At 62.6% G+C, this 25189-nt stretch carries 28 protein-coding genes; 18 read left to right on the top strand and 10 right to left on the bottom strand.

The annotated features are described in order from the left end of the window. Nucleotides 1–354: 354 nt before the first annotated feature. From coxB to AC1DX4_RS07145, 14 genes are all read left to right on the top strand, one after another. A complete protein-coding gene (coxB, locus tag AC1DX4_RS07210) occupies nt 355–1254 on the top strand; it encodes a cytochrome c oxidase subunit II (protein WP_477219648.1) in 900 nt (299 codons plus the stop codon). 38 nt (nt 1255–1292) lie between these two features. After that, complete coding sequence (gene ctaD, locus AC1DX4_RS07205) at nt 1293–2945, top strand: cytochrome c oxidase subunit I (protein ID WP_475451835.1); 1653 nt, start codon at nt 1293–1295, stop codon at nt 2943–2945. A gap of 75 nt (nt 2946–3020) precedes the next feature. Further along, the gene (locus tag AC1DX4_RS07200; protein ID WP_027041466.1) at nt 3021–3965 is read left to right on the top strand and encodes a heme o synthase; all 945 of its coding nucleotides are present in this window, start codon (nt 3021–3023) and stop codon (nt 3963–3965) included. 2 nt (nt 3966–3967) lie between these two features. Beyond that, the gene (locus AC1DX4_RS07195) at nt 3968–4126 is read left to right on the top strand and encodes a hypothetical protein (RefSeq protein WP_477219801.1); all 159 of its coding nucleotides are present in this window, start codon (nt 3968–3970) and stop codon (nt 4124–4126) included. Further along, a complete protein-coding gene (locus AC1DX4_RS07190; RefSeq protein WP_477219647.1) occupies nt 4126–4758 on the top strand; it encodes a cytochrome c oxidase assembly protein in 633 nt (210 codons plus the stop codon). The genes AC1DX4_RS07195 and AC1DX4_RS07190 overlap by 1 nt, the downstream gene beginning before the upstream one ends. Nucleotide 4759: 1 nt before the next feature. Beyond that, a complete protein-coding gene (locus AC1DX4_RS07185; RefSeq protein WP_477219646.1) occupies nt 4760–5641 on the top strand; it encodes a cytochrome c oxidase subunit 3 in 882 nt (293 codons plus the stop codon). Between the two features lie 115 nt (nt 5642–5756). Further along, nucleotides 5757–6248, top strand: a complete 492-nt coding sequence (locus AC1DX4_RS07180) for a L,D-transpeptidase family protein (protein WP_477219645.1) — start codon at nt 5757–5759, stop codon at nt 6246–6248. Between the two features lie 21 nt (nt 6249–6269). Beyond that, nucleotides 6270–6656 (top strand): DUF983 domain-containing protein, encoded by a 387-nt coding sequence (locus tag AC1DX4_RS07175; protein WP_477219644.1) that lies wholly within the window; start codon nt 6270–6272, stop codon nt 6654–6656. Continuing rightward, nucleotides 6653–7408 (top strand): SURF1 family protein, encoded by a 756-nt coding sequence (locus AC1DX4_RS07170; RefSeq protein ID WP_477219643.1) that lies wholly within the window; start codon nt 6653–6655, stop codon nt 7406–7408. Before AC1DX4_RS07175 ends, AC1DX4_RS07170 begins: the two co-directional genes overlap by 4 nt. 98 nt (nt 7409–7506) lie before the next feature. Beyond that, nucleotides 7507–8517, top strand: a complete 1011-nt coding sequence (ispH, locus tag AC1DX4_RS07165; protein WP_477219642.1) for a 4-hydroxy-3-methylbut-2-enyl diphosphate reductase — start codon at nt 7507–7509, stop codon at nt 8515–8517. Nucleotides 8518–8522: 5 nt separating this feature from the next. Then, nucleotides 8523–9485, top strand: coding sequence for a homoserine kinase (locus tag AC1DX4_RS07160; protein WP_477219641.1), 963 nt, complete (start codon nt 8523–8525; stop codon nt 9483–9485). A gap of 11 nt (nt 9486–9496) precedes the next feature. Beyond that, complete coding sequence (rnhA, locus tag AC1DX4_RS07155; RefSeq protein WP_477219640.1) at nt 9497–10024, top strand: ribonuclease HI; 528 nt, start codon at nt 9497–9499, stop codon at nt 10022–10024. A 38-nt stretch (nt 10025–10062) separates the two neighbouring features. Beyond that, a complete protein-coding gene (locus AC1DX4_RS07150; protein WP_477219639.1) occupies nt 10063–10437 on the top strand; it encodes a ribbon-helix-helix domain-containing protein in 375 nt (124 codons plus the stop codon). Next, nucleotides 10427–10738: a type II toxin-antitoxin system RelE/ParE family toxin gene (locus tag AC1DX4_RS07145; protein WP_477219638.1), complete on the top strand. Its 312-nt coding sequence runs from the start codon at nt 10427–10429 to the stop codon at nt 10736–10738. Before AC1DX4_RS07150 ends, AC1DX4_RS07145 begins: the two co-directional genes overlap by 11 nt. Nucleotides 10739–10742: 4 nt before the next feature. On the opposite strand, the gene AC1DX4_RS07140 is transcribed toward AC1DX4_RS07145, so the two are convergent. From AC1DX4_RS07140 to AC1DX4_RS07130, 3 genes are all read right to left on the bottom strand, one after another. Then, a complete protein-coding gene (locus tag AC1DX4_RS07140) occupies nt 10743–11219 on the bottom strand; it encodes a DUF2938 domain-containing protein (protein WP_477219637.1) in 477 nt (158 codons plus the stop codon). Nucleotides 11220–11312: 93 nt separating this feature from the next. Continuing rightward, nucleotides 11313–11795: a redoxin family protein gene (locus AC1DX4_RS07135; protein WP_477219636.1), complete on the bottom strand. Its 483-nt coding sequence runs from the start codon at nt 11793–11795 to the stop codon at nt 11313–11315. An 83-nt stretch (nt 11796–11878) separates the two neighbouring features. Further along, a complete protein-coding gene (locus AC1DX4_RS07130; protein ID WP_477219635.1) occupies nt 11879–12685 on the bottom strand; it encodes a protein-disulfide reductase DsbD domain-containing protein in 807 nt (268 codons plus the stop codon). A 170-nt stretch (nt 12686–12855) separates the two neighbouring features. On the opposite strand from AC1DX4_RS07130, the gene AC1DX4_RS07125 reads away from it, so the two are divergent. Further along, entirely contained in the window at nt 12856–13464 is a 609-nt protein-coding gene (locus AC1DX4_RS07125) for a YqgE/AlgH family protein (RefSeq protein WP_199645022.1), read from the top strand. A 156-nt stretch (nt 13465–13620) separates the two neighbouring features. Here the strand turns inward: AC1DX4_RS07125 and AC1DX4_RS07120 are convergent, their stop codons facing one another. The 4 genes from AC1DX4_RS07120 to thrC are packed head-to-tail and all read right to left on the bottom strand — an operon-like array spanning nt 13621 to nt 19831. After that, a complete protein-coding gene (locus tag AC1DX4_RS07120) occupies nt 13621–16509 on the bottom strand; it encodes an EAL domain-containing protein (RefSeq protein ID WP_477219634.1) in 2889 nt (962 codons plus the stop codon). A gap of 3 nt (nt 16510–16512) precedes the next feature. Then, a complete protein-coding gene (locus AC1DX4_RS07115) occupies nt 16513–17112 on the bottom strand; it encodes a GNAT family N-acetyltransferase (protein ID WP_477219633.1) in 600 nt (199 codons plus the stop codon). Between the two features lie 14 nt (nt 17113–17126). Beyond that, nucleotides 17127–18419 (bottom strand): M16 family metallopeptidase, encoded by a 1293-nt coding sequence (locus AC1DX4_RS07110; RefSeq protein WP_027041484.1) that lies wholly within the window; start codon nt 18417–18419, stop codon nt 17127–17129. A 14-nt stretch (nt 18420–18433) separates the two neighbouring features. Further along, nucleotides 18434–19831: a threonine synthase gene (gene thrC, locus AC1DX4_RS07105; protein ID WP_477219632.1), complete on the bottom strand. Its 1398-nt coding sequence runs from the start codon at nt 19829–19831 to the stop codon at nt 18434–18436. A gap of 130 nt (nt 19832–19961) precedes the next feature. Between thrC and AC1DX4_RS07100 the strand changes: the two genes are divergently transcribed. After that, nucleotides 19962–20723, top strand: a complete 762-nt coding sequence (locus AC1DX4_RS07100) for a hypothetical protein (protein ID WP_477219631.1) — start codon at nt 19962–19964, stop codon at nt 20721–20723. A gap of 53 nt (nt 20724–20776) precedes the next feature. Here AC1DX4_RS07100 and AC1DX4_RS07095 read toward each other — a convergent pair whose 3' ends face one another. Beyond that, nucleotides 20777–21466 (bottom strand): HAD family hydrolase, encoded by a 690-nt coding sequence (locus AC1DX4_RS07095; protein WP_477219630.1) that lies wholly within the window; start codon nt 21464–21466, stop codon nt 20777–20779. A gap of 177 nt (nt 21467–21643) precedes the next feature. On the opposite strand from AC1DX4_RS07095, the gene AC1DX4_RS07090 reads away from it, so the two are divergent. Beyond that, nucleotides 21644–22777 carry a DNA methyltransferase gene (locus tag AC1DX4_RS07090; RefSeq protein WP_477219629.1) on the top strand — a complete coding sequence of 378 codons (1134 nt, stop codon included), beginning with the start codon at nt 21644–21646 and terminating at the stop codon, nt 22775–22777. Between the two features lie 66 nt (nt 22778–22843). Here the strand turns inward: AC1DX4_RS07090 and AC1DX4_RS07085 are convergent, their stop codons facing one another. Both AC1DX4_RS07085 and mutY read right to left on the bottom strand, forming a co-directional pair. Continuing rightward, entirely contained in the window at nt 22844–23455 is a 612-nt protein-coding gene (locus AC1DX4_RS07085; RefSeq protein WP_477219628.1) for an HAD family hydrolase, read from the bottom strand. Nucleotides 23456–23465: 10 nt separating this feature from the next. Then, nucleotides 23466–24539 carry an A/G-specific adenine glycosylase gene (mutY, locus tag AC1DX4_RS07080; protein ID WP_477219790.1) on the bottom strand — a complete coding sequence of 358 codons (1074 nt, stop codon included), beginning with the start codon at nt 24537–24539 and terminating at the stop codon, nt 23466–23468. Between the two features lie 114 nt (nt 24540–24653). On the opposite strand from mutY, the gene AC1DX4_RS07075 reads away from it, so the two are divergent. Beyond that, the gene (locus tag AC1DX4_RS07075) at nt 24654–25163 is read left to right on the top strand and encodes a DUF721 domain-containing protein (RefSeq protein ID WP_477219627.1); all 510 of its coding nucleotides are present in this window, start codon (nt 24654–24656) and stop codon (nt 25161–25163) included. The last annotated feature ends 26 nt before the right edge of the window (nt 25164–25189 follow it).

Here is a 25189-nt window from a genome sequence, read left to right as displayed (position 1 = left end):
GCACTTTAAGCCGCGCCAATGCCAAGTAAAGGACGAGACCGCGGCCGAACTGTCCCGAAACAGGCAATACAGCGCTTTTCCCTGCCAAATTCGCCTGAATTACGACGCTTCGCACACCCCGCCAGCATGAGGCGGGCGACCCGCCGAACATACGCGATTCCAGGCCGTGGCCGCTGCCCCGGAAGGGCCACGCCAGCTTGCGCGCAAAAATGCCGCACAGTTTCCTCCGCTCCTTTCTTGCGGAGGGAAAAAGAGTATGGTTTGAACCACCTTGAGACTGTCGGGATTCCCGTCCCGGCATTGTTCGTTATTCTCGTTGGCACGGCCGCGAGGAACTGGGAGACGAAGAGGGCGATGAGAAATTTCCTAGCAGACGCCAGGTTTCTAGCCAGTGCCAAGTTTCTGGGTGCTTGTGCTGCCACCGCGTTTTTCGCCGGCACATCCGCCCATGCCGATCAGCCCGTGGCCTGGGAAACGACCTTCCAGGCGCCGGCGACCGACATGATGCGGCAGATCGAGTGGTTCGGAAACTACACGATGTGGTTCATCGTCCCGATCACCCTGCTGGTGCTGTTCCTTCTCGCCTATTGCATCATAAGGTTTCGGGCGAGCGCCAATCCGGTCCCTTCGAAGACCAGCCACAACACGCTGATCGAGGTAATCTGGACGGTCGGCCCCGTCATCTTGCTGCTCTTGATCGCCATTCCTTCGTTCCAGCTGCTGACCGCGCAGTACACCCCGCCGGAAGAAGCCAAGCTGACCGTCAAGGCGACCGGCAACCAGTGGAACTGGGATTACGAATACCAGACCGACAACACGCTCTCCTTCAACTCCGCCATCCTCCAGGAGGGCGACCGTGCCGCCGCCGGCAAGGAAGATCGCAAGGTCTATCCGCGCCTGCTCGCCGTCGACAATGAACTGGTGGTGCCGGTCAACACGATGACCCGCGTGCTCGTCACCGCGACGGATGTGATCCACTCTTTTGCCATGCCGTCTTTCGGCATCAAGATCGACGCCGTTCCGGGGCGCACCAACGAGACCTGGTTCAAGGCGGAGAAGGAAGGTATTTTTTACGGCCAGTGCTCGCAGCTCTGCGGCAAGGACCATGCCTTCATGCCGATCGCCATCCGTGTCGTCTCCGACGCACAGTTCAAGACCTGGCTGGCGGCAGCCAAGACCAATCTGCCCGGCGCCAACAAGACGCTGATGGCCGAGGTCGATGGCCAGAACAAGGTAGCGGCCGCCGGCAACTGATGCCGCGGGTTAGCAAGATTTAGGGAACGGAGCGGAACATGGCAGACGCTGCAGCTCACGACGGGCACGACCACAAACCTTATCACGGTTGGGTGCGCTGGGTTTATTCGACCAACCACAAGGATATCGGCACGCTCTACCTGATCTTCGCGATCATGGCCGGTATCATCGGCGGCGCGCTGTCGGTTGCCATCCGCATGGAATTGCAGGAGCCTGGTATCCAGATCTTCAGCGGTCTGGCGCAGATGGTCTACGGCATGAACGGTGACGCCGCGATCGACGGCGGCAAGAGCATGTACAATGCCTTCGCCACCGCGCATGCGCTGATCATGATCTTCTTCATGGTCATGCCGGCGCTGATCGGCGGCTTCGCTAACTGGATGGTGCCGATCATGATCGGTGCTCCCGACATGGCGTTCCCGCGCATGAACAACATCTCCTTCTGGCTGCTGCCGCCGGCCTTCATCCTGCTGCTCACCTCGATGTTCATGCCGAGCGCGCCGGGCGCCTACGGTGTCGGTGGCGGCTGGACGCTCTATCCGCCGCTGTCGACCTCGGGTCAGCCCGGACCGGCCATGGATCTGGCAATCCTGTCGATCCATATTGCCGGTGCCTCGTCGATCCTCGGCGCCATCAACTTCATCACCACTATCTTCAACATGCGCGCCCCTGGCATGACGCTGCACAAGATGCCGTTGTTTGCCTGGTCGGTGCTGGTCACCGCCTTCCTGCTGCTGTTGTCGTTGCCGGTTCTGGCCGGTGGCATCACCATGCTGCTCACCGACCGCAATTTCGGCACCACCTTCTTTGCTCCCGATGGCGGCGGCGACCCGATCCTCTTCCAGCATTTGTTCTGGTTCTTCGGTCACCCGGAAGTCTACATCCTGATCCTGCCGGGCTTCGGCATCATCAGCCACGTCATCTCGACCTTCTCGAAGAAGCCGGTGTTCGGTTATCTCGGCATGGCCTACGCGATGGTGGCGATCGGCGCCGTCGGTTTCATCGTGTGGGCGCACCACATGTACACGACCGGCCTGTCGCTCGACACGCAGCGCTACTTCGTCTTCGCCACCATGGTCATCGCGGTGCCGACGGGCGTGAAGATCTTCTCCTGGATCGCGACGATGTGGGGCGGGTCGATCTCGTTCAAGACGCCGATGCTGTGGGCGCTGGGCTTCATCTTCCTGTTCACCATCGGCGGCGTCACCGGCGTCCAGCTGGCCAATGCCGGCCTCGACCGCTCGCTGCATGACACCTATTTCGTCATCGCCCACTTCCATTACGTGCTGTCGCTGGGCGCGGTGTTCGCCATCTTTGCCGGCTGGTACTACTGGTTCCCGAAGATGACCGGCTACATGTACTCGCCTGTCATCGCCAACACCCACTTCTGGGTCACCTTCGTCGGCGTCAACCTGATCTTCTTCCCGCAGCATTTCCTCGGCCTCGCTGGCATGCCGCGCCGCACCATCGACTATCCGGACGCGTTTGCCGGCTGGAACTATGTGTCGTCGATCGGCTCCTATATCTCGGCCGTCGGCGTGGCGATCTTCCTCTACTGCGTGTTCGAAGCCTTCCAGAAGAAGCGGGTCGCCGGTGCCAACCCATGGGGTGAGGGCGCCACCACGCTCGAATGGCAGCTGCCTTCGCCGCCGCCGTTCCACCAGTGGGAGCAGCTGCCGAAGATCAAGTAAGGCGGCTCCCCGCTCGAATACGAAACCGCCGGTTCGCCGGCGGTTTTGGCCAACGGAATGATGGACTGAGTACGCATGGCCCTAGTCGACGAAACCAGCATTGACGAAGCGGGCTTCCGCATGTCGGAAGCGACGGCGGGCGATTTCTTCGCCCTGCTGAAGCCGCGCGTCATGTCGCTGGTGGTGTTCACCGCCTTTGTCGGTCTGGTCGCTGCTCCCGTGACCATCAACCCGCTGCTGGCGGTGATCGCCATCCTGGCCATTGCCATCGGCGCTGGCGCCTCGGGCGCGCTCAACATGTGGTATGACGCCGATATCGACGCGGTGATGACCAGGACGGCCAGCCGTCCGGTGCCATCCGGCCGCATCCAGCCGCACGAGGCGCTGACCTTCGGCCTGGTGCTCTCGGTGCTGTCGGTGATGACGCTCGGCGTGCTGGTCAACTGGTTGTCGGCGAGCCTGCTGGCCTTCACCATCTTCTTCTATGCGGTCGTCTACACGATGTGGCTGAAGCGCTGGACGCCGCAGAACATCGTCATCGGCGGTGCTGCCGGTGCCATCCCGCCCGTCATCGGCTGGGCCGCTGTAACCGGGTCGGTCAGCCTTGAAAGCATCATCCTGTTCCTGATCATCTTCCTGTGGACGCCGCCGCATTTCTGGGCGCTGGCGCTGTTCAAGTCCGAGGATTATGGCCGCGCCGGCATACCTATGATGCCCAATGTCGCCGGCGAGGCGTCGACCCGCCGTCAAATCTTCGCCTATGCGCTGGTGCTGGCCCCGGTCGGCGTGCTGCCGTGGCTGCTCGGCTACACCACGCCGATCTATGGCGTGGCCTCTGTCCTGCTGGGCGTTGGCTTTGTCTGGTATGCGTGGAAAGTGCTCGGCATGGCCGACGACGACCGCGCCATGAAGCCGGCCAAGGCGCTGTTTGCCTATTCGCTGCTCTATCTCTTCGCCATCTTCGCTGCCTACCTGGCCGACAGCGTCGTCGAACGCGCACTTGCCATGGGTGGGGCATGATCATGGCCGAGGAAAAACTCGAGACGGTCACGCTGACCGATCGTCAGAAAAAAGCCCAGCGCAGCCGGTCTATCGCCATTGGCGTGGCGCTGGCGTTGCTGGTCGTCATTTTCTACATCGCGACGATCGTCAAGTTCGGCCACAATCTGGGCACGATGTGATGAGCGTCGAGATGCCCAAGAAGACGCCTGGAAAGACCAGCAACCGCATCGTCGCGGCGGTCTGCCTTGCCTTCTTCAGCGGCATGATCGGCATGGCCTATGCCGCCGTGCCGCTCTACAAGATGTTCTGCCAGGCGACCGGCTATGGCGGCACGACGCAACGTGCCGAGAAGCAGTATGCCGGCCGTGTGCTTGACCGCGAGATCACCGTCCGCTTCGACGCCAATATCGCTGGCGTGCCGTGGGAGTTCCAGCCGGTCCAGCGTTCGATGACCATGAAGATCGGCGAGACGGTGCAGGCGCATTATCAGGCGACCAACAAGTTCGATCGCCCCGTCACCGGCCGCGCCACCTTCAACGTGCAGCCGGAACTGGCGGGCCCGTACTTCAACAAGGTCGAGTGCTTCTGCTTCACCGATACGTCGCTGAAGCCCGGCGAGACGCTGGACATGCCGGTCCTGTTCTACGTCGATCCCGATATCGTGAATGTGCCGGAACTGAAGGACGTGAAGACGATCACCCTGTCCTATACGATGTTCCCGGTCGAGAAGACCAAGCCCGTCGCCTCTTCGGAGCCGGTCCAGGGCAACACCAAGACAATTTCCAATACCGAAGCAAATCTCGGGGGTTGATATGGCAGACGCGCACGCAAAACCACAGCATGACTATCATCTCGTCGACCCGAGCCCGTGGCCTTTCCTGGGCTCGATAGGGGCGCTCGTCATGGCCTTTGGCGGTGTCGCCTTGATGGAGTACCTGAAGGGCGGCTCCTTCCCGATCTTCGGCTTCAACATCGCCAATCCATGGCTGTTCTTCATCGGCATCGTGATCGTGCTCTACACCATGTTTGCCTGGTGGTCCGACACGATCAAGGAAGCGCATGAGGGCCATCACACGCGCGTCGTGTCGCTGCATCTGCGCTACGGCATGATCATGTTCATCGCCTCGGAGGTGATGTTCTTCGTCGCCTGGTTCTGGGCCTATTTCGACGCCAGCCTTTTTGCCGGCGAGGCACAGAACTACGCACGCCACACATTTACCGGTGGCGTCTGGCCGCCGAAGGGCATGGAAGTTCTCGATCCCTTCCACTTGCCGCTCTACAACACCATCATCCTTCTGTTGTCGGGCACCACGGTCACCTGGGCGCACCATTCGCTCATCCATGGCGATCGCAAGGGCCTGATCAACGGCCTGGTGCTGACCGTCGGCCTCGGCATGCTGTTCACCATGGTGCAGGCCTACGAGTACATGCACGCTCCGTTCGGCTTCAAGGATTCCATCTACGGCGCCACCTTCTTCATGGCGACCGGCTTTCACGGCTTCCACGTCATCATCGGCACCATCTTTCTGCTGGTCTGCCTGATCCGCGCGATGAAGGGCGACTTCACCCCCAAGCAGCATTTCGGCTTCGAAGCGGCGGCCTGGTACTGGCACTTCGTCGACGTGGTCTGGCTGTTCCTGTTCGCCTCGATCTATGTCTGGGGATCAGTCGGCGCGGTGATCGAAGGCCACTGATCCGGCCTTCGGAGCAATTCCAGGAAAAGAGTCTGGAATGCTGATTTCAAGAAGGCGGCCGCGGCGACGCGGCCGCCTTCTTCTTTTCGGCGCAATGATCGCCGATCGATTGCCCATGCGGCTGACCATTCCCTGGGCGATTTGTGCATTCATCCTCCTGGGGTTCCCGGCCCATGCGACCAAGACGGTCGATCTGGTGCGTGTCCACAAGGCGGAGCGTCGGCTGGAACTGATCGGCGACGGCAAGGTTCTGCGCAGCTACAGCATTGCGCTCGGCGGTGATCCCGTCGGCCACAAACACCAGGAGGGTGACCAGCGCACGCCCGAGGGTCGCTATGTCCTCGACTGGCGCAACCCCGACAGCGTCGCGCACAGATCGATCCACATCTCCTATCCCAATGCCGGCGATCTGGCGGCCGCGATGGCGCGCAATGTCGACGCGGGTGGCATGATCATGATCCACGGCCAGCCGAACGGTTTCGGCTGGTGGGGCTGGCTGCTTCAATTGGTCGACTGGACCGATGGCTGCATTGCCGTTACGGACTCCGACATGGACGAAATCTGGGCAATGGTGGCCGATGGGACACCGATCGAGATCGAGCAATAACGATGAGTGGTGGCCCTATCCATGACTGAAGATAAGGCGATCTGGCCTCCGATCGAACCGATTTCGGCAGGCCTGCATGGCCGTTGCCCGCGCTGCGGCGAAGGGCGGCTGTTTTCCGGCTTCCTCACCGTCGGCAAACGCTGCGTCAATTGCGGCCTCGACTATTCCTTCGCCGATGCCGGCGACGGGCCGGCGGTCTTCGTCATCCTGATCATCGGCTTCATCATCGTCGGCCTGGCGCTCTGGGTGGAAGTGACGCTGAGCCCGCCGCTCTGGCTGCATCTGCTGATATGGATCCCGCTGGCCATCGTGCTGTGCCTGACGGCGCTACGGCTGATCAAGGGCGTGCTGCTCACCCTGCAATATGCCAACAAGGCGGCCGAAGGCCGGCTGGACCGCGGCGAATGAGCGAGGCATCCATCAACAGTGACGGCCGTTCGCGGCCACGATCGGCGTTGCTGCTCGGCCTTGGCCTGGCGCTGCTGCTCATCTTGCTGGCGCTCGGCACCTGGCAGGTCCAGCGCCTGCACTGGAAGGAAGGTCTCCTGCAGACCATCGACCAGCGCACCCACTCGGCGCCACAGCCGTTGGCCGAGGTCGAGAAGGACTTCGCCTCGACGGGGGATGTCGACTACACGCCAGTCACGGTCTCCGGCACGTTCCTGCACTCGGGCGAGCGGCATTTCTATGCGACCTGGGAAGGTGAGGCCGGGTTCAACGTCTATACGCCGCTTGCCCTCGACGACGGCCGCTTCGTGCTGATCAACCGTGGTTTCATACCCTATGATCTGAAAGACCCCGCCAAGCGCGCCACGGGGCAGATCACAGGCAAGGTGACCATCACCGGGCTTGCCCGCAATCCGCTGCCGGCAAAGCCGTCGATGATGCTTCCCGACAATGATGTGGCCAAGAACATCTTCTACTGGAAGGACCGCGACGTCATGGCGGCGAGCGCCGGCCTGCCGGCCGGGTTCACGCTGGTGCCGATCTTCATCGATGCCGACAAGACACCGAATCCCGGCGGTCTGCCGGTCGGCGGCGTCACCATCATCGACCTGCCGAACAGCCATCTGCAATATGCCGTCACCTGGTATGGGCTTGCGGCAGCACTCGCCGCCGTGCTCATCCTGCGGCTTCGCCGTCCCGCGAAAGAGGAATGAACGCGCGCGCCTTTCCACCAACACCCTTGACAGGGCCCGCTCTTGACAGAACAGGGGTAGGCACCTCATTTCGGCGCTGACGAACCGGCCAGGATTTAATGCTTCAGACAATTGCCAAGCCTCCGCTGACGATCCGGCTCTGCCAGCCGCGCGGTTTTTGCGCCGGCGTCGACCGTGCCATCCAGATCGTCGTGCTGGCGCTGAAAAAATATGGCGCGCCGGTCTATGTCCGCCACGAGATCGTCCACAACCGCTATGTCGTGGAAGGGCTGCAAAGCCTTGGCGCCGTCTTCATCGAGGAGCTCTCCGAAATCCCGGCCGAACACCGGCAGTCACCAGTCGTCTTCTCGGCGCATGGCGTGCCGAAATCGGTGCCGGCGGATGCTCAGGCGCGCAACCTGTTCTATCTCGACGCCACCTGTCCGCTGGTCTCCAAGGTCCACAAGCAGGCGATGCGCCATCAGCGGCTTGGTCGCCACGTGCTGTTGATCGGCCATGCCGGGCACCCCGAGGTGATTGGCACGATGGGGCAATTGCCGGAGGGCGCGGTCACGCTGATCGAGACCGAGGCCGATGCCGCCAGGCTTGAACCTGTCGATCCCAAAGCGCTGGGATTCGTCACTCAGACCACGCTGTCGGTCGAGGACACCGCCGGCATCATCCGTGCGTTGAAAGAGCGCTTTCCCGCCCTGCAGGCGCCGGCGGCGGAATCGATCTGCTACGCCACCACCAACCGCCAGGAGGCGGTCAAGGACACCGCCCCGGGCGCTGACCTCTATCTGATCGTCGGCGCTCCCAATTCCTCCAATTCGCGCCGCCTTGTCGAAGTGGCGGAACGTGCCGGCGCCACCATGTCGCTTCTCGTACAGCGCGCCGCCGAGATTCCGTGGAATGACATCGGCAACATTTCGACGCTCGGCCTGTCGGCAGGGGCATCGGCGCCGGAGATCATCGTCGACGAGATCATCGACGCGTTCCGCCAGCGCTTCGATGTCACCATTGACCTCGCCATCACGGCCACCGAAACAGAGGATTTTCCGGTCATGCGGGTATTGCGCGATGTCGAACTGACGCCGGCCGACATGGCCTTCGTCAATGGGGCCGCGTAAGCCAGATGGCGGTCTATACCGACGTTGCGGAGGGCGAACTCGGCGCTTTCCTGAAGCACTACCCGGTCGGCGATCTGCTGTCCTACAAGGGCATCGCCGAGGGCACCGAGAATTCGAATTTTTTGCTGCACACCTCAAGTGGCTCCTACATCCTGACGCTTTACGAGAAGCGGGTCGAGAAAGCGGATCTGCCGTTCTTCCTCGGGCTGATGGGGCATCTCGCCAACAAAGGCGTGTCCTGTCCGCTGCCGGTGATCGCGCATGACGGCAGCGTCATCGGCACGCTGGCCGGCCGGCCGGCGGTCATCATCACCTTCCTCGAAGGGCTTTCGCTGCGGCGGCCGACGACAATGCACTGCGCCGAGGTCGGCAAGGCGCTGGCCGCCCTGCACCTGGCCGGCGCCGATTTTCCGATGACCCGTCCCAACGCGCTCGCCATCGACGGCTGGCGCAAGCTCTGGGACGCAGCCCGCACCCGGGCCGACGAGGTGGAGCCTGGACTGGCGGCCGAGGTCGACGCCGACTTCGCCGATTTCGAGCGCAATTGGCCGAAAAACCTACCCGAGGGCATCATCCATGCCGATCTTTTCCCGGACAACGTCTTCTTCCTGGGCGAAAAGCTCTCCGGCCTGATCGACTTCTATTTCGCGTGCGACGACCTCTATGCCTACGACGTCGCCACCTGTCTCAACGCCTGGTGCTTCGAGAAGGATTTTTCCTTCAATCTCACCAAGGGCAAGGCACTCCTTGAGGGCTATCAAAGCGTGCGTCCCTTGAGCGCTGAGGAAAAGGCGGCGTTGCCGATGCTGGCGCGCGGTTCGGCGTTGCGTTTCATGCTGACCCGGCTCTACGACTGGCTGACCGTTCCCGATGGCGGCCTGGTCATGAAACGCGACCCGACCGAATATATCAGGCGGATGCGGTTCCATCGGGCAATCAAATCGGCTTCGGAATATGGATTGGCCTGATATGGGGTATCATGAGCAAACAGGTTGAAATCTTCACCGACGGCGCTTGTTCGGGCAATCCAGGCCCTGGTGGCTGGGGTGCCATCCTGCGCTTCAACGGCACCACCAGGGAGCTTTCCGGCGGCGAAGCCGAGACGACCAACAACCGTATGGAACTGCTGGCTGCCATCTCGGCGCTCAATGCGCTGAAGGAGCCTTGCACGGTCGAGCTTCACACCGACAGTAAATACGTCATGGATGGCATTTCCAAATGGATCCATGGCTGGAAGAAGAACGGCTGGAAGACCGCCGACAAGAAGCCGGTCAAGAACGGTGAGCTCTGGCAGGCGCTGGATGAAGCCAACCGGCGCCACAAGGTCACCTGGAACTGGGTCAAGGGCCATGCCGGCCACACCGAGAACGAGCGCGCCGACGAATTGGCACGGGAAGGCATGGCGCCGTTCAAGAAAGGCTCCTTCAAGCCAGCAGTGTCAGCGCCTAAGCCGGATGTCCAGCAGCCGGCGGCTACGAAGGCGCGTCGTTCGACCCAGAGTTACTGAGGCCCGGCTCCGCCTTCGACCAAACGGAGCCCTCTGTCATGCCGATCGACTACGATGCGCAGCATCGTTGCTCAAGGACATGGATGGGAGTAATATTTCCTACCATAGAGCAATCCGACGAGGGTAGCAGCGTGGCAAACGTTGAAAAAATGAGCGTGGCCGTGACCTCGCAACAAGCAGCCGTCATGCGAGAGGCTGTGGAGGCGGGCGAGTATGCCACTGCAAGCGAGATTGTACGTGAAGCGGTGCGGGATTGGCTGGCCAAGCGCGAGTTGCGGCACGACGACATCCGCCGGCTGAGGCAGCTGTGGGATGAGGGCAAGGCAAGCGGGAGACCGGAGCCTGTGGATTTCGACGCGTTGCGAAAGGAAGCTCGGCGAAAGCTGACGGAAGCCCCGCCGAATGGCCGTTAGGCTAGTCTGGTCACCCGCAGCCAAGGCGGACCTGATCGACATCTACGTGATGATAGGCAGCGAAAACATACGCGCGGCCGACCGCTATTATGACCGGTTGGAAGCGCGGGCTATGCAGCTTGCAGAGCAGCCGCGCATGGGCGTTAGGCGACCGGATATCAGGTCTTCCGCACGAATGCTGGTGGAGGCGCCGTTTGTGCTGCTCTACGAAACGATTCCGGACACCGACGATGGCCCTGTTGAGTGGGTTGAAATCGTCCGTGTGGTGGACGGGCGGCGGGATCTGAACCGTCTGTTCTAGCTGTCTAACGGATCAGTAACGCCGTGCCCCAAAGGCCGAGCGCGAACACTGTGTGCGCCACCAGGTTGAGCGCCCGGATCTGCATTGGATTGGGTCGCTTCGAAGCTGCCCACCCGGCGCCCATGCCGGGCGCCAGCAGGAACCAGCCGGCGCCGACGGTGACGATGCCGAGGATGAAGGCCGGCAGGAAGGTCGGCGCGGCAAGCCAGCCGGTGCCGGCCACCACGATCAGGATGATGCCGTAGACGATGCCGACGAAATAGTGAAACGCCCAGCCCAACGCCACTTCATGCGCGTAAGGCTCCGCCTCGCCGATATCGTTATGAAAGACCTTGTCGCCGAGGTGCCAGACCCAGCGCCCGACCGGTCCCCAGTTCGGCCGTGGCTGGCCGAACGCCTTGTGCAGGAAGATGGCCCAGAGATCCATCAGCACGGTAGCGCCGACGCCTATCGCGACAGCACGCCAGAAGACGTCAAACATCGTTGGATCCCCCGAAAGCCGGCAGTTCTGGAGTGCAAGCGGTTGTCTGGCGAGGCCAGCCGTTGTGGCCTCGCCCGACACGGCCGTTGAAGCTTAGAGTTGCCCGAGAATATGAGCCGCGCCGGACTCGTCGACGCCAGGCTTGGTCTCGACATTGACCGCGGTGACCTTGCCGTCGTCGATGATCATCGAAAACCGCTTCGAGCGCAGGCCCATGCCGGCGGCGGAAAGGTCGTTGTCGAGGCCGACCGCCTTGGCGAAATCACCGCTGCCGTCGGCGAGGAACAGTATCTTGCCCTCACCACCGGTGAAGCGCGCCCAGGCGCCCATGACATGGACGTCGTTGACCGAAACGACGGCGATGGTGTCGACGCCGCGCGCCAGGATGGCGTCATGGTTTTCGAGATAGCCGGGCAGATGGTTGTTGCTGCAGGTCGGCGTGAAAGCGCCGGGAACGCCGAACAGAACCACTTTCTTGCCCGGGAAGATCTCTGCAGACGTGATCGCCTTGGCGCCATCGTCGGTCATCGTCTTGAAGGTTACCTCGGGCAGCGTGTCGCCAACGGAAATGGTCATGAGTTCCTCGCTTGGGGAATGGGAAGGATGCATGCTTGCGTAGCGAACTCAGCGGCGTCCTGCAACCGTTCGGGCAAGCTGGATCAAGGGAAAGGCAAAAGCCCTTCGACGGCGCCCGCCGAACTGGTCAGCGTGTAGTGAAGCCCGCCATCCGTGGGCGTTGTCGAAGGGCGGTCGAGGATCGGCACGGTGAAGATCAGCTTGCCGTCCTTCTCGCTACGGGCAGGGGTGCCGAACATGTAGTCCCGCTCGCCGGCGACGAAGAAATCCGCTGCCTCCGGGTCACCGGGAAAGCTTGCCTCGACAACCAGCGTCTCGTGATCGCCCGGCAGCACGTTGATGCCGAAATCAGGTTTTGCCGGCGCCGGCAACGCCGTGAAACTAGCCTTCACCAGGGCTGCGTCGTCGGCATTGTCTGGATCAGAAGTGGGGTCGACGGTCAGCCGTGTCTGCACGGGGATGCAGATCGTTTCACAAATGCCGAGAAAGATATCGGCATCGATGACAGCCGGCTGGTTCGGTGTCGCCAGCGTGAAGGTCACCGGCAGTGAAATCGGATAGTTGTAGCCGGCCCATTTGCCATAACCATCGTCGTGGCGTTGGGGTGCCGGAAACGAGAGTTTGGCATCGGCGATGTTGGTGCTGGCCGAAATGTCGAGCTGTGGCGGCACGCCGGCGTCGCCCGGATCGCGCCAATAGGTCTTCCAGCCGGGCTTGAGCGCGATGTCGAGAACACCCTGGATGCGGCCGGCCTCGTCGGGTTTGCCTGATGTCACCAGCCGCACCTTGCCGCCTTCACTGTTGTACCAGGCGGACGAGGAGGCGGAGGCGGGGAGGACGACCGTCGATCCGATGGCGGCGCCGAGCAGCAGGATTTTCAAGCTTTGCATGGCGGTGATTTGATCGTCCGTTCGTGGCTTCGCAATGATTTCATAGCCCTCCCGGTATCATATTTGCGTGACCCCTGCTGGCAAGCCACGCGGCCTGGCCTCATGGGCTTTGGTCGAATCCGGCGCGGCGCATCTTTTCGGCGCCCGGGAAACACGGTACCTTCCCTGCCATGGATTTGTTGCGCCACAAAAAGACGGCTGCTGGAGGCGGCTTTCTCGACGATCAGTTCCTGATTGCCATGCCCGGCATGAAGGACGATCGTTTCACGCGCTCGGTCATCTACATCTGCGCGCACAGCGACGAAGGCGCGATGGGCCTGATCATCAACCAGACGCAGCAGATGCTGTTTCCGGACCTGTTGGTGCAACTCGGCATCATGAACGAGCAGGAGGCGATCCGCTTGCCGGCGCAGGCGCGCGACTTCGTCGTTCGCAATGGCGGGCCTGTCGATCGCAGCCGGGGCTTCGTCCTGCATTCGGGCGACTATCGCGTGGAATCGTCGCTGACCGTTTCCGACGATATCTGCCTGACCGCGACCGTCGACATTTTGCGCGCCATATCGTCGGGCCGCGGCCCGCGTCACGCACTGATGGCGCTGGGCTATTCGGGCTGGGGTGCGGGCCAGCTGGAAACCGAGATCGCCGAGAATGGCTGGCTGACCTGCCCGGCCAGCCCCGAGCTTCTGTTCGACGCCGACATCGAGCGCAAATACGATCGCATCCTCGCCTCGATCGGCATCGACCTCGCCCATCTCAGCCTCGCCGCCGGACACGCCTGAGCCGTCAAGCCGACGCGGAGGCCGTTTCGAAACTCGCTCATGCGAGTCATATGATGGTGATTTCGAGAACCGGAGCGGAGCGTCTTTGGTACGTGAGCACCGGAAGCGCAGAAAGCGCCATCAGATGGCCGCAGGAGTAGAGTTTCGAAACGGCCTCTAAGCCTGCGTCAGCGGATATTGCTCCTTCAGCGTCTTCAGCACCTGGTCGCCCGGCATCGGTGCGCCGAACATGAAGCTCTGCACATATTCGCAGCCCATCTGGCGCAGCTCCAGCGCGTCGCGCTCGTCCGAAATACCCTCGGCGACCACCGACAGGCCGAGCTCATGCGCCATGTTGACCATGGATTTGAGCAGCACGGCGCGTTTGGGCGTGCTGTCGTCGACAAAGCTCTTGTCGATCTTGATCGTGTCGAACGGGAAACGCGTCAGATAGGCGAGCGACGAATAGCCGGTGCCGAAATCGTCCAGCGACAGGCCGATGCCGAGCTGCTTCAGCTTGGTCAGCACATGCGCGGTCTGTTCCGGATTATCCATGACCAGGGACTCGGTGAGTTCGAGCCGAAAACAGCGCGGTTTCAGATTGGCCCGCGCGATGACCGAGCGGACGTCGCTGACCAGGTCGCGGCGGATGAGCTGGCGGCTGGACAAGTTGACCGAGACCGATAGCGGCGCGTCGCCGATCTGCTTTTGCCATCCGGCCAGGTCCTCGGCCGCCTGCTGCATGGCAAACAGCCCAAGCTGCACGATCAGTCCGCAGCTTTCGGCGACCGGGATGAAATCGGCCGGCGGGATCATGCCGCGGCGCGGATGGTCCCAGCGCAGCAAGGCTTCGAAGCCGGCGACGCTGCCGTCTTCCAGACGCACGATCGGCTGGTAGGCAAGGGTGAATTCGCGCCGCTCGATGGCGCGCCGCAGGTCGGATTCGAACTGCAGCCGATCGGTGCCAACGGTGCGGAACGCCGGGCGGAACGGCTCGATCCGGTCGCCGCCGAAACGCTTGGCCTGATGCATGGCGAGCTCGGCATCCTTGACCATGTCCTCGGCCGAGGTCTGCGCCGAAGTCCAGGTGATCAGGCCGATCGAAGCGGTCAGCACGATCTCGCGCTTGGCAAAGGTAATCGGGTTGTTGATCGCATGCTTGATGGCATCCGCGACGCCGGCGATGCGGGCAGGGTCCTGTTCGGACAAAAGCATCAGCGCGAACTGGTCGCCGGCAAAGCGCGACAGCGAATCCTTCGGCTTGAGCAACCGGTGCAGGCGGCGCGCTATGGTGAGCAGGATGGTGTCGCCGGCCGAGATGCCGAGCCCGTCATTGACCTGCTTGAAGCGATCGATGTCGATGACGAAGACGGTCGGACGCACCTTCTCCTCGGTGCGGGCGATCGAGATGATCGCTTCCAGCCGGTTCATGTACAATTCGCGGTTCGGCAGGCCGGTCAGATTGTCGTGCACGGCGTCGTGCAGCAGCCGCTCCTCGGACTTCTTCTGCTCGGTGACGTCGACCATGGTGCCGACGCAGCGGATGACCTCGCCGTCCGATCCGATGACCGGCCGCGCGCGCAAGTTGAACCAGTGATAATGCCCGTCGGCGCCGCGCAGGCGGAAGTTCTGCGACACCCGGCCACGCCGGTGTTCCAGCACCACGTCGAGCGTCGTCCGGAACGTGTCGCGGTCGTCGGCATGCAGCACGGGCAGCCAGTTGCGCGCGGCACCCCCAAGGCTGTTGGGCGCAAGGCCGAGCTGGATGCTGACATCTGGCTTGGTGACGACGCGGTCGCGCAGCACGTCCCAGTCCCACACCGTGTCACCCGATCCGGCAACCGCCAGCGCCTGCCGTTCAAGGTCGGAGAACAGCCCTTGGTGCAGCGCGCCGCCGGCAAAGGCGTGCTGCATGACGGTGAAGCCGATCAACAGGATGATCAGGATCAGCCCGCCGCCGAGCGCCGGCTGGGCGATGTCGTTGTCGAGCATGCCGGTGATCGCCATCCACGACCCGCACAGCCACAACAGCACCATGACCCAACTGGGCACCAGCATGATGGCGCGATCATAGCCGCGTATGCCGAGGAAGATGATCAGGCCGAGCCCGGTCAACGCGGTGGCGGCAAAGGAGATGCGGGCGATGCCGGCGGCGACCGCCGGATCGACGATGGCGACGCCGGCGATCAGCACCAGCCCGAGGATCCAGACCAGGGCGCCATAGCTGAAATGGCCGTGCCATCGGTTGAGGTTGAGATAGGCGAACAGGAAGACCACGAAGGTCGCTGCCAGCGCCACCTCCGTTCCCGCCCGCCACATCTGCTCATTGCCGGGCGAAATCTCGATGACCTTGTTGAGGAAACCGAAATCGACGCAGATATAGGCAAGCACTGCCCAGGCAAGTGCCGCGGTCGCCGGGAACATCGAGGTCCCCTTGACGACGAACAGGATGGTCAGGAACAGCGCCAGAAGCCCTGCGATGCCGATGACGATGCCGCGAAACAGTGTGTAGGAGTTGACCGAGTCCTTGTAGGCTTCCGGCTCCCACAGATAGACCTGCGGCAGCTTGGGTGAGGCGAGTTCGGCGATGAAGGTGATCACCGTTCCCGGGTTCAGCGTCACCCGGAACACATCGGCGTCGGGGCTGGTCTGGCGGTCGAGCGCGAAGCCCTCGCTGGGCGTGATCGCGGCAATGCGGGTGGCGCCGAGATCGGGCCAGAAGATGCCGGAATTGACCAGTCGGAAATGCGGCGCCACGATCAGCCTGTCGAGCTGCTGGTCGGTGGTGTTGGCCAGCGCGAACACCGCCCAGTCGCCGGTCGAGCGGGCGTCATTGGCCTCGACCTCGATGCGCCGCACGATGCCGTCCGGCCCGGGCGCGGTCGATACCTGGAAGTTTTCGCCCTGGTTGCGGTAGATCTCGAAGGCGCGCGACAGGTCGAGCGCGACATCGTCGCGGGCAATCTTGATCGGTTCGACGGCCAAGGCCGACGAAGCCGCGCACAGCGTCAGGATTGCCGCGAGGACAAAGGCGAACAGCGGCCCGTTTCGCAGGAAATTCGTCAAAAATCAGTCCTTCGTTCCTGCGCCGCCCAGCGGATCGTCCGCGATCCGGGCGTAGAGGTAGTGGTCCTGCCAGATGCCGTTGATCCTGAGATAGGATCTTAACAGTCCTTCGCGCCGGAATCCGGCTTTTTCAAGCACGCGGATCGACCTGATGTTGTCGGGAATACAGGCCGCTTCGATCCGGTGCAACCTCAGCGTATCAAAGGCGAAGCGCGCCACCACCTTGACCGCGTCGGTCATCAACCCGCGCCCGCCGAAGCGCTCGCCGATCCAGTAGCCGACATGGCCACTTTGCGAGACACCGTGGCGTATGTTGCCGAGCGTGATGCCGCCGGCCAGCTTGCCGCTCGACTTCTCGAAGATGAAGAAGGCAATCGCCGTCCCTTGCGCATAGTCTTCGCGGTAGCGGCTGATGCGCAGGCGCCATGCCGTGCGGTCGAGTTCATCCGGGGTCCAGCGTGGCTCCCACGGCTCCAGGAAGCCCCGGCTTTCGCCGCGCAGCGTCGACCATTCCCGGAAGTCATTGGTGAATGGCACGCGCAGCGTGACAAGGTTGCCCTTCAGCGCCGGCAGGTCACGGCGAAAGAAAGGGAGCGCGAACACGACGCTTGGGGGGCTTAGACGGCGAGCTTGCGGGCCGTGGTCTGCGTGCCCGGAAGCGAATCGAGGATCGCCTCATATGGTGCCAGCGTACCCACAGGCCCGACAGCGGTAAGCGTCGGCTTGGTCGAGAACATCCGCGACGACAGGTCGGTCAGCCGCTCGATCGTCAGCGCCGACAGGCGCTCCATCAATTCCTCCTTGGCGATCGGCCTGCCGAACAAAAGCAGCTGCCGAGCGATCTGCGAGGCGCGGCTGGCCGGGCTTTCGGCGGACATGATCAGCCCGGCGCGATACTGGGCACGCGCGCGGTCCAGTTCTTCCTGCAGGATGTTCTCGCCGGCCTTCTGCAACTCGTCGATGATGACAGGCACGAGTTCGGCGATGTCGCTCTGCCCGGTCGCGGCGTGGACGCCGAAGATGCCGGTGTCGGAAAAGCCCCAATGGAAGGCATAGACCGAATAACACAGGCCGCGTTTCTCGCGGACTTCCTGGAACAGGCGCGATGACATGCCGCCGCCGAGGATCATCGACAGCACCTGCGAGGCGTAGAAATCGCGCACATGATAGGCACGGCCCTCGAAGCCCAGCACGATCTGCGCGTCCATCAGGTCGCGGTCCTCGCGGAAATCGCCGCCGACATATTGTGCGTATTGCGGGATGGTGCTGTCGGCCTTGCTGCGGAAACCGCCGAGCTGCTTCTCGACCTCGCGCACGAAATTGTCGTGCTTGATGTCGCCGGCAGCCACGATCACCATCCGCTCGGCGCCATATTGCCGTTCGATGAAATCGTGCAATTGCTTGGAGGTGAAGGATTTGACGGTTTCCGGCGTGCCCAGGATCGAGCGGCCGATTGTCTGGTGGCGAAAGGCCGTCTCGGTGAAACGGTCGAAGACGATATCGTCTGGTGTGTCGTGCGCGGCGCCGATCTCCTGCAGGATCACGTGCTGTTCACGTTCGAGTTCCTGCGGGTCGAATTCGGATTCCTGCAGGATGTCGGCGAGAATATCCACCGCCAGCGGTACGTCATCGCTGAGCACCCTGGCATAGTAGGAGGTGGTCTCGACACTTGTGGCGGCATTGATCTCGCCGCCGACATCCTCGATTTCCGAGGCGATTTCGAAGGCCGTCCGCCGCTTCGTGCCCTTGAACGCCATATGCTCGAGCAGATGGGCCATGCCATGCTCGTCGTCACGTTCATTGCGGGCACCAGACTTGACCCAGGCACCCAAGGCAACCGATTCGATACTTGGAAGGGTTTCGGTGGCGACTGTCAGGCCGTTCGACAGACGGCTTACCTCAACACCCATATGGCTCGTACTCCCTAACGCGCCGCCCGCGCGCGGCGGCTGACGTAATCTTCCACCATTTTGAGGTCGGATGGAAGTACCGTGTATTTTTCCTCAAATGTCATCAATCCCCCTAGCCATGCGGGCAGGGCAGGCGAAACCCCGCTGGCGGCCTCGACGGCGGCCGGGAATTTTGCCGGATGGGCAGTGCCTAGCACCACCATCGGCACCGCGCCTGACGCCTTGCCCGCCGCCACATGCACGGCTGCCGCCGTATGCGGATCCAGAAGATAATTGCTGGCCGCAAGCGTCGAACGGATGGTGGCGGCGACCTCGTCCATGGTCGCACGGCTGGCGTCGAATTCGGACCGCATCCCATTGATTTCGCGGGCTTCTATGGTGAAGGCGCCGGACTGCTTCAGGCCATCCATGTAGCGCCGCACGGTCGCCGCGTCGCGGTTCGAGGCCTCGAACAGCAGGCGCTCGAAATTCGACGAAACCTGGATGTCCATCGACGGCGAAGTGGTCGCAAAGACACCCTTGGTACGGTATTCGCCGGTCGCGAAGGTGCGCGCCAATATGTCGTTGTCGTTGGTGGCGATGACCAGCCGCTCGATCGGCAGGCCCATCTTCTTGGCGGCGTAGCCGGCGAAGATATCGCCGAAATTGCCGGTCGGCACGGTGAACGACACCGGCCTGTCCGGTGCGCCGAGCGACAGCGCCGAGGAGAAATAGTAGACGATCTGGGCCATGATACGCGCCCAGTTGATCGAATTGACCCCCGACAGCGCCACCCGATCCCGGAATGGGTGGTCGTTGAACATGTCCTTGAGCAGACCCTGACAGTCGTCGAAATTGCCTTCGATCGCCAGCGCATGGACGTTCTCGGCCTTCGACGTCGTCATCTGCCGCTGCTGCACTGGCGAAACGCGGCCATGCGGGAACAGGATGAAGATGTCGGTGCGGCTGCGCCCGGCAAAGGCGTCGATGGCCGCGCCGCCGGTATCGCCCGACGTAGCGCCGACGATGGTGGCATGCTGGTCGCGTTCGGCAAGTACATGGTCCATCAGCCGGGCGAGCAACTGCATCGCCACATCCTTGAACGCCAGCGTCGGCCCGTGGAAGAGTTCTAGGACAAAGGTGTTGGAGCCGGTCTGCACCAGCGGGCAGACGGCCTCGTGGCGGAAGGTGGCGTAGGCTTCTCGGACCAGGCGTTCGAAGACCGGTGCTGCGATTTCACCGCCAAGGAACGGCGACAGCACACGGATGGCAAGGTCGGGATATGCAAGGCCACGCATGGCGCGAATCTCGGAGGCGGAAAACTGCGGCCACTCGCGCGGCACGTAAAGCCCACCATCGCGCGCCAGCCCCGCCAGCACGGCATCGGAAAATCCAAGCGCGGGTGCTTCCCCACGCGTACTCACATATTGCATGTCTCAGTTCCGTTGCCGCTTGGCTTTTGCGTTCACCACAAGGTGGTTAATTTCTGTGCCGGCTCCAGTCGCATTTTTGCCGCGCCGTTGATATACGTCACCAGCTTTGCGAGAGGGAAGTGGGAGTTTCATGGCGTTTCGTACATTCAGTGGTCGCTTTTTGGCGGGTCTTGCGCTCACCGGCTTTATGCTCGCCGCCGCCGGCTGCCAATCGGGCGACAATGGCATCCTGAACCTCGGCTTGGGCGGCAAGAAGGATCCGACCGCGCCGCCACCTCCGCAGGATCCCAGGGTGCTGGCCAGCCAGTTGAATGCCTATTGCCCGCGGGTGACGGTGCGTGACGGCACGGCCTTCTTCAACACCTATGTCAATGAGGTCAAGAAGGCCAAGCCGAAGTCCAAGCCAATGCGCAAGCCGAGGAACCAGGCCGAAGCCGAGCAGCAGGCGCAGGAGGCGCAGGCACAGGCCGCTGCCGACGCCGCCGCCGCTGCTGCCGCACCCGACGATTCCCAGAGGATCATTTATCAGGCCTCGATCAGCGACGTGACCCGCGATTGCAGCCGCGCCGACGGCCAGCTGACGATGAAGATCGCGGTCGCCGGCAAGATTGTGCCGGGACCGAAGTTCACACCCGGCACCATCACCATGCCGATCCGCACCGCGGTGATGCACGGCACCGACGTGCTTTATTCGCAGATTCACCAGTATCAGGTCCAGGTCACCGATCCCTCGGTCGCCACCCAGTTCGTCTTCACCGATTCCAATGTCGTCGTGCCGGCGCCGGCGGCGCAGGACTATCAGGCCTATGCCGGCTATGACGAAACCGCGCCGAAGGCGACGACGGACAAACCGAAGAAGACCCACCGGAAGAAGGCCCCCGCGACGAACTAGTCCCGGTCCGGTCTCAGTATTCTAGGGGCAGCGTGCGTCGCGGCGCGCGCTGCTCAGGCGTCAGCCGACCATTCAGACAGTGCCGCGATGACGCTTTTCAGCTCTGCCCAGCGGCGGATCACCGTCTCGGCGCCGGCCTCGGTCAGCGCGTCGGCATGGCCAGGATAGCTGTGGCTGGCGCCGGTGAAGCCGATCACACGCATGCCTGCTGCCCTGGCGCCGGCAACGCCGTGCACGGAATCCTCGATGACGAAAGTGTTGGCCGGGTTCGCGCCGAGTTTTTCGGCCGCGAGCAGGAACACGTCCGGCGCGGGCTTGGTCTTTTTGCCCGGTATTTCCAGCGCCGAGAAGATGCGGCCGGCGAAAAACGGCAGCAGATGCACCTTCTCCAGCATGAATTCTATGCGCTCCGAGCGTGAGTTGGAGCAGATGCAGCGTTGCGCCGTGACCGAGGCGACCGCTTCGCGCACCCCCTCGATGGCACGAACATCGCTGCGCAGCTTGCGGTCGACGAGCTCCTCGGCGCGGTCGATCAGCGACGCCTGGAAAGGGATTTTGGACTTCTCCTCGATCCGCATCAGGATGTCCTTGAACGTCAGGCCCGCATATGTCTCGGCAATTTCCTCGGCGGAGATTTCATATCCGGCCAAGGTTATCAGCTCGGCCTCGACCCGCGCGGCGATGATTTCGGAATCGACGAGCACGCCGTCGCAATCGAAGATGACAAGGTCTGGCTGGGGCATGGTGATCCGGAACAAGGTGGATGAGGAATGGCCGCTATGGGCTCAGGCGGCGCGGCATACACCAATGGGCCGGCCTTCGCAAACCTGGGAGGTCATCGCGCGGGCCTTCACCGAATATTTACGCTGATCGGTAACCATAACGGGGAGTAAACAGTAACGCGTGCCCTGGGTGTAAAAATGTCTGCCGTGCGTCTTCTCGCCGACCTTTCCCATGCTCCCCAGCAATCCGAATGGCTGGACACGATCCTGAAAGGCGACTGCGTCGCGGCGCTCGACCGCCTGCCCGAAAAATCGATCGACGTCATTTTCGCCGATCCGCCCTACAATCTGCAGCTCGACGGCGATCTGCACCGCCCCGACCAGTCCAAGGTCGACGCGGTCGACGATGACTGGGACCAGTTCGAGAGTTTTGAAGCCTATGACGCGTTCACCCGGGCCTGGCTGCTAGCGGCGCGGCGGGTGCTGAAGCCCAATGGCACCATCTGGGTCATCGGCTCCTATCACAACATCTTCCGGGTCGGTGCCAAGATGCAGGATCTGGGCTTCTGGATCCTCAACGATGTGGTCTGGCGCAAGACCAATCCGATGCCGAATTTCCGTGGCCGCCGTTTCCAGAACGCCCATGAGACGATGATCTGGGCCACGCGCGACCAGAAGGGCAAGGGCTACACCTTCAACTACGAAGCCATGAAGGCGTCCAACGACGACATCCAGATGCGCTCCGACTGGCTGTTTCCGATCTGCACCGGCGGCGAGCGGCTGAAGAACGACAATGGCGACAAATTGCACCCGACGCAGAAGCCGGAAGCGCTGCTCGCCCGCATCATGATGGCATCGACCAAGCCGGGTGACATCGTGCTCGATCCCTTCTTCGGCTCCGGTACGACGGGTGCGGTTGCCAAGCGCCTTGGCCGCCATTTCGTCGGCATCGAGCGCGAGCAGGCCTATATCGACGCCGCCAACGAGCGCATCGATGCGGTGCGGCCGCTTGAGGATGCGGATCTGACGGTATTGACCGGCAAGCGCTCCGAGCCGCGTGTCGCCTTCGTCAGCCTGATCGACACCGGGTTGATGACGCCGGGCGCCACGCTCTATGACGCCAAGAAGCGCTGGGCCGCCAAGGTGCGTGCCGACGGCACGGTGGCGATCGGCGACAGCGCCGGCTCGATCCACAAGATCGGCGCCGAAGTGCAGGGACTGGACGCCTGCAATGGCTGGACCTTCTGGCACTATGAGCGCAGCGGCGGGCTCACCCCGATCGACGAACTGCGCCGCATTGCTCGGTTGGGCATGGAGCGGGCAGGGGCCTGAACCCCCTGCCGATTGCCACTTTCGCGTTGATTCAAGATATGAGCGGATCGCTGGAAGCGATTCAGATCACGCCTTGATTCCGAGGCGTTCAAGATCTGCTTGAAGCGTCTTGGCATCGGTGAACAGCACCGCTTGCCAGCCTGCGGCCTTGGCGCCGTCGACATTCTTCTGGCTGTCGTCGATGAACAGCGATGCAGCCGGATCAAGGTCGAATGCAGCGACGTGATGGTCGTAGATCCTGCGATCCGGTTTGATCAGCCCGATCTCGGCCGACACGGTTATGCCACGCGGGCGGTCGAGGAATGGAAAGCGGCCGCGCGCCTCGATGAACGTGTCGGCGGCCCAGTTGGTCAGCAGCGTCACATCGTGGCCGGTGTCGATCAAGCCCTCCAGGATAGCAACACTGTCCGCATAGGCATGCGGCGCCATCTCGTGCCAGTGCCGTCGGAAATTACGAATGTTTTCCGCATGGTCCGGATGATCGGCGATGGCAAGCGCCTCGGCCTCTTCCCACGTCCGGCCGCGGTCCTGCTCGATGTTCCAGTCATGCGTGCAGACATTGTCGAAGAACCATTTCCGCTCATTCTCATCGGGAATCAGCCGGCTGAAGGGGATGTTGGGGTCGTAGTGGACCAGCACCTTGCCGATGTCGAAAACGATGTGGCGGATCTCAGTCATGAAGCCTCTTTCAATGCGGACGTTGCTTTTTCGTCGCCCCGGGTATCGCAGCCTCGATTGCCTTTTTCATGACAGTTGGCAGGGCCTCCCCGGAAATGTCCTGACGCAATGACCAGAAATGGTTGGCCGGCGTCTCGCCATTGCTACGGGCCAGGAAGATTTCGAGTTCCAGGGCGAAATGGGTGAAGACATGCGAAATTGCCCCGGCGCGCTTCCAGTCAGCCGGGAACGGAGCTGCCGTTTGCGTGGTGGCGCCGTCAATGCGTGCGGTCCAGGCGGTGGTCGGCACCTCGGTCATGCCGCCCAAGAGGCCCTTGTCCGGCCGTTTGCGCAGAAGAATGGCACCGTCCTCGCGCACAGCCACGAAAGCAGCGCCGCGTCGCTGCGGTTTGTCGGCCTTTGGCAGCCGCACCGGGAAGTTTTCGGGGTTGCCTGAAACGACGGCGCTGCAGTTCTCGCGCAGCGGACACAGCATGCAGCGCGGCCGGCGCGGCGTGCAGATCGTGGCGCCGAGATCCATCATTGCCTGGGCGAAGTCGCCCGGCCTTGACGTCGGCACCATGGCCTCGACATGGGCGCGTATCTCAGGCTTGGCTTCGCTCAACGGCGTCGTGATCGAAAACAGCCTCGAAATGACGCGTTCGACATTGCCGTCGACCACGGCGGCGGGGCGGTCGAAGGCGATCGCCGTGATGGCCGCCGAGGTGTAGGCGCCGATGCCGGGCAGGTCTCGCAGAGCAGCCTCGGTGTCGGGAAACCGGCCGCCACGCGCCGCCACGAGATCGGCGCAGGCCTTGAGGTTGCGTGCGCGGGAATAGTAGCCGAGCCCCGCCCAGGCCTTCATCACGTCCTCGGTTGGCGCCGCGGCCAGCGCTCCGACATCGGGCCATTTCTCGACAAAGGCGCGGAAATAGGACTTCACCGCCTCGACCGTGGTCTGCTGCAGCATGACTTCGGACAGCCAGATGCGGTAGGGATCGGGCCGCACGCCGCGTGCATGCTCGCGTGGGCTCACGCGCCACGGCAACTCGCGATGATGCACGTCGTACCAGGCCAGAAGGAGCGACGCGGTATCGTCCGGCATAGCCTCAGGGGTCTGGGCCTTGGGGGGATGGGCCTTGCGGGTCTGGTCTGCTGGTGCCATTGATCGTGTATTGGCCTGGCCGGTATCTGCTGGGGTCGTGGCTGGAGAACGTACATGGCAGGGAGAACGCCCTACGGCAATCCCGTCCCGGTGAGCGATCTTGCGACCAAAATCCTCGATCCGGTGCTGCGCAAGCGGGCCGGCATCTCGATTGGTCTCGTCCAGTCCTGGGAAGAGATCGCCGGACCGCGCCTCGCCAGCCGATCGCGGCCTGAAAAGATCCAGTGGCCGCGCCGCTTGCATGAGGACGATCCGTTCGAGCCGGCCGTGCTGGTCATTGCCTGTGAGGGCATGGCGGCGCTGCATTTGCAGCACGAGACCGGCGAGATCATCAACCGGGTCAACGCTTTTCTCGGCTTTACGGCAATAGGCCGCATCAGGATCGTGCAAAAACCGGTGACGGCGGACAAAGGACGGCCTAAACCGACCTTCAGGCCTTTGACGGCAGCGGAGAAGACGAAGTTGTCCAGTACGGTCGAACTGATCGAGGATGACGGGCTGCGCGCCTCTCTGGAAAGGCTTGGCGCAACCATTCTGGGTGAAAGGAAGTCAAAAACCCCTTGAAGACAGTCATCGATTTGTCGTCAACA

This window comes from Mesorhizobium sp. P3_A8 (assembly GCF_056402995.1).
Note: the sequence above shows the minus strand (reverse complement) of the source record. Positions and strands in the feature narration are given on the sequence as shown.

Excerpts from the sequence above, each read along its gene's own strand:
- AC1DX4_RS07125 (WP_199645022.1), top strand. The coding sequence starts at position 12,856 with ATGGATTTGTTGCGCCACAAAAAGACGGCTGCTGGAGGCGGCTTTCTC.
- AC1DX4_RS07160 (WP_477219641.1), top strand. The coding sequence starts at position 8,523 with ATGGCGGTCTATACCGACGTTGCGGAGGGCGAACTCGGCGCTTTCCTG.
- coxB (WP_477219648.1), top strand. The coding sequence starts at position 355 with ATGAGAAATTTCCTAGCAGACGCCAGGTTTCTAGCCAGTGCCAAGTTT.
- AC1DX4_RS07085 (WP_477219628.1), bottom strand. The coding sequence starts at position 23,455 with ATGACTGAGATCCGCCACATCGTTTTCGACATCGGCAAGGTGCTGGTC.
- AC1DX4_RS07145 (WP_477219638.1), top strand. The coding sequence starts at position 10,427 with ATGGCCGTTAGGCTAGTCTGGTCACCCGCAGCCAAGGCGGACCTGATC.
- AC1DX4_RS07180 (WP_477219645.1), top strand. The coding sequence starts at position 5,757 with ATGCGGCTGACCATTCCCTGGGCGATTTGTGCATTCATCCTCCTGGGG.
- AC1DX4_RS07135 (WP_477219636.1), bottom strand. The coding sequence starts at position 11,795 with ATGACCATTTCCGTTGGCGACACGCTGCCCGAGGTAACCTTCAAGACG.
- AC1DX4_RS07175 (WP_477219644.1), top strand. The coding sequence starts at position 6,270 with ATGACTGAAGATAAGGCGATCTGGCCTCCGATCGAACCGATTTCGGCA.
- AC1DX4_RS07195 (WP_477219801.1), top strand. The coding sequence starts at position 3,968 with ATGGCCGAGGAAAAACTCGAGACGGTCACGCTGACCGATCGTCAGAAA.
- AC1DX4_RS07170 (WP_477219643.1), top strand. The coding sequence starts at position 6,653 with ATGAGCGAGGCATCCATCAACAGTGACGGCCGTTCGCGGCCACGATCG.
- AC1DX4_RS07185 (WP_477219646.1), top strand. The coding sequence starts at position 4,760 with ATGGCAGACGCGCACGCAAAACCACAGCATGACTATCATCTCGTCGAC.
- AC1DX4_RS07095 (WP_477219630.1), bottom strand. The coding sequence starts at position 21,466 with ATGCCCCAGCCAGACCTTGTCATCTTCGATTGCGACGGCGTGCTCGTC.
- AC1DX4_RS07130 (WP_477219635.1), bottom strand. The coding sequence starts at position 12,685 with ATGCAAAGCTTGAAAATCCTGCTGCTCGGCGCCGCCATCGGATCGACG.
- AC1DX4_RS07200 (WP_027041466.1), top strand. The coding sequence starts at position 3,021 with ATGGCCCTAGTCGACGAAACCAGCATTGACGAAGCGGGCTTCCGCATG.
- AC1DX4_RS07190 (WP_477219647.1), top strand. The coding sequence starts at position 4,126 with ATGAGCGTCGAGATGCCCAAGAAGACGCCTGGAAAGACCAGCAACCGC.
- AC1DX4_RS07090 (WP_477219629.1), top strand. The coding sequence starts at position 21,644 with ATGTCTGCCGTGCGTCTTCTCGCCGACCTTTCCCATGCTCCCCAGCAA.
- mutY (WP_477219790.1), bottom strand. The coding sequence starts at position 24,539 with ATGCCGGACGATACCGCGTCGCTCCTTCTGGCCTGGTACGACGTGCAT.
- AC1DX4_RS07150 (WP_477219639.1), top strand. The coding sequence starts at position 10,063 with ATGCCGATCGACTACGATGCGCAGCATCGTTGCTCAAGGACATGGATG.
- AC1DX4_RS07140 (WP_477219637.1), bottom strand. The coding sequence starts at position 11,219 with ATGTTTGACGTCTTCTGGCGTGCTGTCGCGATAGGCGTCGGCGCTACC.
- thrC (WP_477219632.1), bottom strand. The coding sequence starts at position 19,831 with ATGCAATATGTGAGTACGCGTGGGGAAGCACCCGCGCTTGGATTTTCC.
- AC1DX4_RS07100 (WP_477219631.1), top strand. The coding sequence starts at position 19,962 with ATGGCGTTTCGTACATTCAGTGGTCGCTTTTTGGCGGGTCTTGCGCTC.
- AC1DX4_RS07075 (WP_477219627.1), top strand. The coding sequence starts at position 24,654 with ATGGCAGGGAGAACGCCCTACGGCAATCCCGTCCCGGTGAGCGATCTT.
- ctaD (WP_475451835.1), top strand. The coding sequence starts at position 1,293 with ATGGCAGACGCTGCAGCTCACGACGGGCACGACCACAAACCTTATCAC.
- AC1DX4_RS07110 (WP_027041484.1), bottom strand. The coding sequence starts at position 18,419 with ATGGGTGTTGAGGTAAGCCGTCTGTCGAACGGCCTGACAGTCGCCACC.
- ispH (WP_477219642.1), top strand. The coding sequence starts at position 7,507 with ATGCTTCAGACAATTGCCAAGCCTCCGCTGACGATCCGGCTCTGCCAG.
- rnhA (WP_477219640.1), top strand. The coding sequence starts at position 9,497 with ATGAGCAAACAGGTTGAAATCTTCACCGACGGCGCTTGTTCGGGCAAT.